The following is an 8,832-nucleotide window of genomic DNA, read 5'->3' on the forward strand; positions in this document are numbered from 1 at the left end:
GCTACGTCAAGGATCTCGTCCCGCGGTTCCAGACCATGCGCGGCAAGAAGGTCGATCGCCGCTTCGGATGGGACACCCACGGGCTGCCCGCCGAACTCGAGGCCGAACGCCAGTTGGGCATCACCGACAAGTCCGAGATCGAGACCATGGGCGTCGAGAAGTTCAACGACTACTGCCGGGAGTCGGTGCTGCGTTACACCGGCGAATGGCGGGACTACGTGACCCGCCAGGCGCGCTGGGTCGACTTCGACAACGACTACAAGACCCTCGACATCGATTTCATGGAGTCGGTGATGTGGGCGTTCAAGACGCTGTACGACAAGGGACTGGTCTACCAGGGCTATCGTGTGCTGCCCTACAGCTGGTACGAGCAGACGCCGCTGAGCAACCAGGAGAGCAAGCTCGACGACGCCTACAAGATGCGTCAGGATCCGGCGGTGACGGTGTCGATGCCACTGACCGGCGGCGTTCCCGATGAATTGCTCGGCGTCAACGCGCTGATCTGGACGACCACGCCGTGGACCCTGCCGTCCAACCTGGCGATCGCGGTGAACCCCGACGTCGAGTACTCCCATGTCCGCGGTTCCGACGGCGAGCAGTACCTGTTGGCCACCGCGCGTCTGGGTGTCTACGCCCGCGAGCTCGGGGAGAACCCGGAGGTGCTGGGCACTCACACCGGACGCGACCTGGCCGACGCCGCGTACACGCCGCCGTTCGACTTCTTCGCCGGTCACCCGAACGCACACCGGACGTTGCTCGGCGACTACGTCACCACCGACAGCGGCACCGGGATCGTGCACCTCGCACCGGCGTTCGGTGAAGAGGACATGGAGCTCGCGACCGCCAACGGCATCGAGGTCGTGCAGCCGCTCGACCCGGGCGGGCGGTTCACCTCGCTGGTGCCGCCGTACGAGGGGCTGATGGTCTTCGACGCCAACCCGGTGATCATCAAAGACCTCAAGGCAACCGGTCGCATCCTGCGCCACGAGACCATCGAGCACTCGTACCCGCACTCGTGGCGGTCGGGAAAGCCGTTGATCTACATGGCCGTTCCCTCGTGGTTCGTCGCGGTCAACGAGTTCAAGCCGCGCATGCTGGAGCTCAACCAGCAGATCACCTGGTCGCCAGCCCATCTCCGCGACGGCCAGTTCGGCAAGTGGCTCGAGGGCGCCAAGGACTGGAACATCAGCCGAAACCGCTACTGGGGCGCGCCGATCCCGGTGTGGATGTCCGACGACGAGTCCTACCCGCGTGTCGACGTGTACGGCTCGCTCGACGATCTCGAGCGCGACTTCGGCGTGCGCCCGACCAATCTGCACCGGCCCCACATCGACGAGTTGACCCGCCCGAACCCCGACGACCCGACCGGTCGCTCGACCATGCGTCGCGTGCCCGAGGTGCTCGACTGCTGGTTCGAGTCGGGGTCGATGCCGTACGCGCAGGTGCACTACCCGTTCGAGAACCGGGACTGGTTCGAGGGCACGGACACCGAACCGGGGCACAACCCGGGTGACTTCATCGTCGAGTACAACGGCCAGACCAAGGGCTGGTTCTACAACCTGCACGTGCTCGCGACCGCGCTGTTCGACCGGCCCGCGTTCCGCACGGTGGCCGCGCACGGCATCGTGCTCGGCGACGACGGCCAGAAGATGTCGAAGTCCAAGCGCAACTATCCCGACGTCAACGAGGTGTTCGACCGCGACGGCTCCGACGCGATGCGGTGGTTCCTGATGGCGTCGCCGATCCTGCGGGGCGGCAACCTGATCGTCACCGAGCGCGGCATCCGTGAGGGCGTCCGCCAGGCGATGCTGCCCCTGTGGAACGCCTACAGTTTTCTCGCGCTGTATGCCGATCGCCCCGCGCAGTGGCGGACCGACTCCGGGCACGTGCTCGACCGCTACATCCTGGCGAAGCTCGCCGCGACCCGCGATTCGATGACCACCGCGTTGGAGACCTACGACGTGGCCGGCGCGTGCGACGACTTCCGGGAGTTCTGTGAGGCGTTGACGAACTGGTATGTGCGGCGCTCGCGCCAGCGGTTCTGGGCCGGACAGGACACCGACAGCGAGGCCTTCGACACGCTCTACACGGTGTTGGAGGTCGCGTGCCGTCTCGCGGCACCGTTGCTGCCGCTGATGACCGAGGCGATGTGGCGTGGCCTGACCGGTGGTCGCTCGGTGCATCTGGCCGACTGGCCGAGTGCCGACGAACTGCCCGCCGACACCGAACTCGTCGCGGCGATGGATGAGGTGCAGGGCGTGTGCTCGACGGCGTCGAGCCTGCGCAAGGCCAACAACCTGCGGGTGCGACTCCCGTTGCCCGCGTTGACCGTCGCCGGTCCCTCGGCCGCCCGCCTGGGCGACTACACCGATCTGATCGCCGACGAGATGAACGTCAAGACGGTCCGTCTGGCCGACGACGCCGACGCCTTCGGTCGCGTCGAGGTCGTGGTCAACGCCCGCGTGGCGGGTCCACGTCTGGGCAAGGACGTCCAGCGGGTCATCAAGGCGATCAAGTCGGGGAACTGGTCGTTGGCCACGGTCAGCGACGCCGACGGCATCGTCTCGGAGAAGGTCGTGGCCGACGGGATCGAGCTCACCGACGGCGAGTTCACCCGAAAACTGGTCGCCGTCGAGCCGAGCTCGACCGCCGAGCTGCCGTCGGGCGGGGGACTGGTGGTGCTCGACACCGCGGTCACCGAGGATCTCGAGGCGGAGGGCTGGGCCAAGGACCGGGTGCGCGAACTCCAGGAGGCCCGGCGCGCGTTGGGACTCGACGTCTCCGACCGGATCGTCGTGCGTCTCGGTGTGCCTGCGCAGCGATCGGGATGGGCGGACCGCCATCGCGACCTGATCGCCGGCGAGGTGCTGGCGACCTCGCTCGACGTCACCACGCCGGATTCACTCGACGGCGCGGTGACCGAGTTGGGCGACGGAGTGGTCGCCACTATCAGTCGGTCAGGGCAGTAGCCGCGCCAGCACGGTGGTGAGCTGGAGGTCGAAGAGGGCCTCCGGCTGGGCGAACGTGTCCGCCCCGTACTGACCGAACACCTCCAGGCTGATCGATCCCAGGATCACCGACCACAGGCAGGTACCGACGAGGATCGTGGGGTCGTCGACCTCGAGGTCGAATTCGTCTCGCACGAGGCCGAATTCGCCCGCGAGAGTGTCCGGCACCGGGGCGGTGGTGTCGGCGGGGACGGTGGTTGCGCTCAGCTCGGTCATCAGCATGGCCACGAACCGCGTACCCGGTCCCGTGGTCTGCTCGGCCGGCGCCTGATAGCCCGGCACCGGACTGCCGTAGATGAGCGCGAACCGGGCCGGTTCGGCCACCGCCCACGTCCGCAACGCGTGGGCGGCGACGCGTAGCCGGTCGCGGACTCCCGCGTCGTGGTCGGTCGCGTCGAGCGCATCGGCCACACGGTCGGCGGACTCGTTGTAGGCGTCGACCACGAGCAGGGTGAGCAACTCGTCGCGGCTGCGCACATAGCGGTACACCGCCGAGGACACCATCCCGAGGTCGCGGGCGATCGCGCGGAGCGATAGCGCCGCCGCGCCGTGCTGGGCGAGGTGCTCCCGGCCCACACCGATGATGTCGAGTTCGAGCTGTGCGCGCGCCCGCGCGCGCGGTGTCGATGCTGTGTCGGCCTGCATACGTCCATTCTGACAGAAACGAGAGCACTGCTCTTGCTTATCGGGGCGCGGCGTGCCATTCTCATTTGTGAGAGCACTGCTCTCGTTTATCCGATACACAGAGGAGCCCGCCATGACCACCCATTACGTCGAGCCGACCGCTCGCATCCAGCTCGCCTTCAACGACATGGTCCGCTGGCTCTCCGACCACGGCATCAGCGTGGCCGGTGCGCGGACGCTGACCGTGGTCGGACGCACGTCCGGCGAACCCAAGACCACGCCGGTCAACCCGCTCGTCATCGACGGCCGGACCTATTTGATCTCCCCGCGCGGCAACACCCAGTGGTCGCGGAACCTGCGTGCGGCCGGCGTCTGTGACATCGGCCGAGGCCGCCGCGTCGACACCTACTCCGCCGTCGAGGTCACCGACGAGGCCAAGATCGCGCTGCTGCGGCCGTACCTCAAGCGCTGGGGGTGGGAGGTCGCGAGCTACCTCCCGGCGAAGGTGTCGCACACGTCGTCCGATGCCGAGCTGGCCGCGATCACGCCTGCCGTGCCGGTGTTCGAACTGCTGCCGGCCTGACGGGTGTGGACACGCGCGACCGAACGGTCGATGTGACGGCATCGTGCTGACTGTGTGGAAACGCGCAACCGTGGTTGAGGTGGCGGCGTCGTGCTGACTGTGTGGAAACGCGCGCCCGAGTGTGCTGACGGCGTTGCGTGAGTTGGGTTGTGGACGGCGCACACTCGACGCGGGGCTTCCGCACTGTCGGCGTCGTGAGACCGATACTGCGGGCGTCTGGAGCCGCCGACGGTGCGGAAGCCGGTCATCGAGTGTGCGTTGTTGTCGAGGTCTGTCACGTCAGGTGCGGAGCACACTCGATGGCCGTTTCCACACAGTCGGCATCGGGTGGGTCTTGATGGCCGTTTCCACACGGTCGGCATCGGACAAGCGTGACCACGCGGTGCGGTCGATAGGCTTGAACCCGTGAGCGGCACCGATGACGAACGGGGCACCCGATGGGTGTTGCACGTCGACATGGACGCCTTCTTCGCGTCGGTGGAGCAGCTCACCCGACCCACCCTGCGGGGTCGGCCGGTGCTGGTCGGTGGCGTCGGCGGGCGCGGTGTCGTGGCGGGGGCGAGCTATGAGGCCCGGAAGTTCGGGGCCCACTCGGCGATGCCGATGCATCAGGCGCGTCGGATGGTCGGCCCGGGAGCGGTGGTCGTCCCGCCGCGCGGATCGATCTACCGCGTGGTCAGTGTCCGGGTCTTCTCGATGATCCGTGAGGCCATACCCGTGATCGAGATGCTCTCGTTCGACGAGGCGTTCGGTGAACCGGTCCACCTCGCGGGCGCCACCCGAGCCGAGGTCGTCGAGTTCGCCGAACAGATCCGAGCCCGCATCGCGACGCTGGGGCTGTCGGCGTCCATCGGCGCCGGCAGCGGCAAGCAGATCGCCAAGATCGCGTCCGGGATGGCCAAGCCCGACGGTGTCACCGCAGTCGCCCCGGGCGCCGAGCGCGATTTCCTCCGACCGCTGTCCGTGCGCAAGCTGTGGGGGATCGGCCCGGTGGCCGGGGATCGGTTGCACCGCCTCGGGATCGAGACCATCGGCGAACTGGCCGACCTGTCGACGATGGAGGTCTCGTCGGTGCTGGGGTCGACCATCGGGCCGGCGCTGCACCGGCTCGCCAACGGGATCGACGACCGCGTCGTGGCCGAGCGGTCGTCGGCCAAACAGATCAGTGCCGAGTCGACTTTCGCCGACGATGTGACCTCGATGGACCAGCTGCTCGTCGCCATCGACCGGGCCGCGGCGTCGGCACACCGACGCCTGCTCGACGACGGACGTGGGGCCCGCACGGTCGTGCTCAAGTTGAAGCGTTCCGACATGTCGATCCTCACCCGATCCACCACGACGGCGACGGCGACCACGGACGTGGCGGCGCTGACCGCGGCGGCACGACGGCTCGCGCTCGACCCTGTCGACGTCGGCGCCATCCGCCTTGTGGGGGTGGGGTATTCGGGACTCACCAGCGACGAGCAGTTCCTGCTCTTCACGCCGGGGGAGGAGTCCGCCGAGGTCGCGACCACCGACACCTCCGAATCCGACTCGCCGCCGGACGACGCGTCCGAGTCGCAGACCGCGGACTCCTCGGCCCAGGGGGTGCAGACCGCGTCGGGTCGGACCCGGGACGAGACCGGTCAGGTCACCTGGGCCACCGGCACCGACGTCCGGCACCCCGAATTCGGTCATGGGTGGGTGCAGGGGAGTGGGCACGGAGTGGTCAGCGTCCGGTTCGAGACCCGCGCCACCGGGCCGGGTCCGGCGCGGACGTTCAAATCCGACACCCCCGACCTGCAGGCGGCGGACCCCCTCGACAGCCTGGTCTGGTCGGCCCGGTCGCCGGTCAGCTGACCGGGCCGCCCACCGCGAGGAAGTCGGCGATGTCAGCGTGGTCGTACTCCCGGGTCAGCAACGCCGACAGCACGATCCGGGCCTGCGGGGCGCGAAGCCACGGCGAGAGGATCGCGCCCGCGGCGATCAGGTCGACCGCACCGCCCCCGCCGCCGTAGGTCGGGACCACCTCACCGAACGGCACGCGGGTGCTGAGAACGACCACCGCCCCTCGCGCGGTCACGGCCTCGACGGCGCCGGTGACCGTCGGATGGGCGTTCCCCGAACCCAGCGCGGCGAGCACCAGCCCGCGCGCGCCGGAGTCGACGAGCGCACCGACGACGGCGGCGTCGAAGTCCGGGTGCAGGGTCACGATGTCGACCCGCGCGGTCGGCCGGTCGTCGACAGCCGCGAGGACGGGTCGTCTCGATGTCTCGACGACGGCGTCGAAGGCCTCGGCCGCGGTGGTGCTGGTCTTGGCGACGCCCCGTGCACCGAGCACCCGGCCACCGAAGGCGATGAGAACACCACGGTCCCGGTTCGACGGGTCGGCGGCACAGGCCAGCGCCGCGGCGAGGTTGGTCGGTCCGTCCGATCGGGGCGAGTCCGCCGGGTACTGCGCGCCTGCGAACACCACCGGCCGTGGATCGGTGTGGACCAGGTCGACGACGAGCGCCGTCTCCTCGAGGGTGTCGGTGCCGTGTGTGACCACGACGCCGGTGACGTCCGGGTCGGCCAGTTCCTCGGCTATCGCCCGCAGCAGCAGTCGGTGCTCGGCGTCGGTCATGGCGGCGCTGTCCACCGAACACACCGCGCGTGTCGAGATCACGGCGTTGCCGAGGTGGGGCGGGACGAGGTCTCGGGTCAACAGATCCGCGGCGTGCAGGACGGGCACCGCGCCGCCCGGCCTGCGCTGTGCGGCGATGGTCCCGCCGGTGCTCAACACGACGATCCGCGGTGGTCCGGGCATGGCAGGAAGACTGCTGTCCGGCCGCGCAGGGGTCAAATCCTCATGATTTCCTCACGGTCTTCGCAGAGCGCTCGGTCGCATTCGACGCCGACGGTTTGGCATAGTGGGCTGCGAACCGCGGGGGTGAGGCGCGTCGATGATGCGTTCCCCCGGTGGTGCGGACACGTTCGTTCGACCAACCCCCGACACCGACGTCGGGCCCAGTCACCTGGGAGAACACGAGAAGAGGACAATCCTTGAAGCTGCAGAAGATCGCCACCGCCGGACTCGCGGTCGCCGCATTCCTGTCCATCGCTGCGTGCAGTGACGGCGGAAGCGACGATGCGACCCCCAGCACGTCCGCGGTCGCCAGCTCCTCGACCAGCACCGGCTCCGGGGTGAGCGATCCCTCGAAGCCGCCGACGGCCTCGACCCTCAACGGACTGCTCGAGAAGGCGTTGGACGCGAATGTTCCGGCCGCCGACAAGACCGACCTGGTGCAGGGCTCGCAGGCCGATCCGCAGTTGTTCGACAAGCTGGTGAAGTTCAAGCAGGACAACCCGACCGTCTCCTACCAGCTGGTCCCGCCCGTCATCGCCACCGGCAGCGGCCAGGCCTCGGTCAAGGTGAAGGTGAAGCTGCCGGACAACCCGGAGGCCACCCTCGACGCCGCGATCGTCTACGACCAGGGCAACTGGAAGCTGGCGAAGTCCACGGTCTGCCTGCTGCTGCAGAGCGCGAACGTCAAGAGCGCCATGTGCGCGGCGTGATCTGAGCGCACCGCTCGACAGCCACGACATCCCTGCCCCTGACACCGATGGTGTCGGGGGCAGGGTCGTCTCCGGGCACGCACCTGGCCGGCGCGCCGGTGCTAACGGATGGTCTCCCATCGGATGGCGGTGCTCGTCTGCTGGATGAGCGGCCGGGCGGGGTCGGCGCCGACCAGTGATCGCCCGCCGCGCACGGTCAGCTCGCCCGCAGTGGGCAGGCCGCGGGAGAGGTCGATCGTCATCGACCCGGTGCCGCTCATCGAGAAGGACGCGATCGTCAGCGTCTGGGTGGATCCGGGGATGCGGAACACCGAGTCCACCGGCTCCTCGTCGACCTCCACGTCGAGGGTCAGCGTGTCGCCGACCCGCTCGCGCAGTGTCGCGGTGATCGTCTGGGTGACGGTGGCGGCGCCGTCGATGGTGCGCACCGCACGCCAACGAGCACCGACCCCGATCGGTTCGCGGGGCAGGGTGACGCTGCGCTGCAACGCCTGCACGAGCGACTGCTCGACTGCCGACCGGGCCGCGTCGTCGGCCGCCGCGGCGGGCACGATGCGCAACGAGATCGGCACCGAGCCTCCCGCGACCGCGAGACCCGCCTTGGAGCCACGCACGGTCGTGAGCGATCTCGACAGATCCGGGTCCGGTGAGGACGCCGCACCCAGTTCGAGTTCCACGTCGGTGGGGTCGGTGCACAGGGTCCGCGCGGTCAGCGGGAGATCCACCGTCTGCGCGGTGTCACTGCGCGACTGACCCTGACTCGTGCTGCTCGACGCTGACGTCGTCACCAGGCGGACGTTCTGCGCCCGGGTGAGGTCGGGTGACCCGGTGGCCGCCACGGCGGGTGCTGCGCCCGCGTCGAGAAGGGTCACCGCGGCAGGCGGGATCGGCAACAGTGACGCACCCGCGGCGTTGACGGTGGACTCGGTGCTGCACCCGGCGAGCGGCGCGGCCGACGACGACCGATCTCCGTCGTCACCGGCGGCGCCGGAACCACACCCGGCGACGACGAACAGCGCCGTACACGCGACGACGAGGTGGACGGGGCGGCGACACCGTGGTGGGCGGACACGGGCACGG

General features: G+C 69.1%; 7 protein-coding genes. 4 read left to right on the top strand and 3 right to left on the bottom strand.

Annotated elements, in window-relative coordinates; genetic code table 11:
• Nucleotides 1-2,969 (top strand): isoleucine--tRNA ligase (ileS, locus tag JHC79_RS21710; protein ID WP_296394789.1); only part of this gene is annotated, 2,969 nt, incomplete at its 5' end.
• On the opposite strand, the gene JHC79_RS21715 is transcribed toward ileS, so the two are convergent.
• Nucleotides 2,958-3,653 carry a TetR/AcrR family transcriptional regulator gene (locus tag JHC79_RS21715; protein ID WP_296394790.1) on the bottom strand — a complete coding sequence of 232 codons (696 nt, stop codon included), beginning with the start codon at nucleotides 3,651-3,653 and terminating at the stop codon, nucleotides 2,958-2,960. The two genes, ileS and JHC79_RS21715, sit on opposite strands and share 12 nt — an antisense overlap.
• Nucleotides 3,654-3,765: 112 nt before the next feature.
• Between JHC79_RS21715 and JHC79_RS21720 the strand changes: the two genes are divergently transcribed.
• Nucleotides 3,766-4,215 (top strand): nitroreductase family deazaflavin-dependent oxidoreductase, encoded by a 450-nt coding sequence (locus tag JHC79_RS21720; protein WP_296394791.1) that lies wholly within the window; start codon nucleotides 3,766-3,768, stop codon nucleotides 4,213-4,215.
• A 405-nt stretch (nucleotides 4,216-4,620) separates the two neighbouring features.
• Entirely contained in the window at nucleotides 4,621-6,054 is a 1,434-nt protein-coding gene (locus JHC79_RS21725; protein ID WP_296394792.1) for a DNA polymerase IV, read from the top strand.
• Here JHC79_RS21725 and JHC79_RS21730 read toward each other — a convergent pair.
• Nucleotides 6,047-7,003 (bottom strand): asparaginase, encoded by a 957-nt coding sequence (locus tag JHC79_RS21730; RefSeq protein WP_296394794.1) that lies wholly within the window; start codon nucleotides 7,001-7,003, stop codon nucleotides 6,047-6,049. The genes JHC79_RS21725 and JHC79_RS21730 overlap by 8 nt on opposite strands.
• A 236-nt stretch (nucleotides 7,004-7,239) precedes the next feature.
• Here JHC79_RS21730 and JHC79_RS21735 point away from each other — a divergent pair, with 236 nt between their 5' ends.
• The gene (locus JHC79_RS21735) at nucleotides 7,240-7,752 is read left to right on the top strand and encodes a hypothetical protein (protein WP_296394796.1); all 513 of its coding nucleotides are present in this window, start codon (nucleotides 7,240-7,242) and stop codon (nucleotides 7,750-7,752) included.
• A 101-nt stretch (nucleotides 7,753-7,853) separates the two neighbouring features.
• On the opposite strand, the gene JHC79_RS21740 is transcribed toward JHC79_RS21735, so the two are convergent.
• Nucleotides 7,854-8,832: hypothetical protein (locus tag JHC79_RS21740; protein ID WP_366783192.1), on the bottom strand; the 979-nt coding region annotated here is incomplete at its 5' end.

This window comes from Williamsia sp. (assembly GCF_016462415.1).
Lineage (GTDB): Bacteria > Actinomycetota > Actinomycetes > Mycobacteriales > Mycobacteriaceae > Williamsia_A.

What these genes read in the sequence shown, in the direction of transcription:
- JHC79_RS21715 (WP_296394790.1), bottom strand. Translation starts at nt 3,653, where the DNA reads ATGCAGGCCGACACAGCATCGACACCGCGCGCGCGGGCGCGCGCACAG.
- JHC79_RS21720 (WP_296394791.1), top strand. Translation starts at nt 3,766, where the DNA reads ATGACCACCCATTACGTCGAGCCGACCGCTCGCATCCAGCTCGCCTTC.
- JHC79_RS21730 (WP_296394794.1), bottom strand. Translation starts at nt 7,003, where the DNA reads ATGCCCGGACCACCGCGGATCGTCGTGTTGAGCACCGGCGGGACCATC.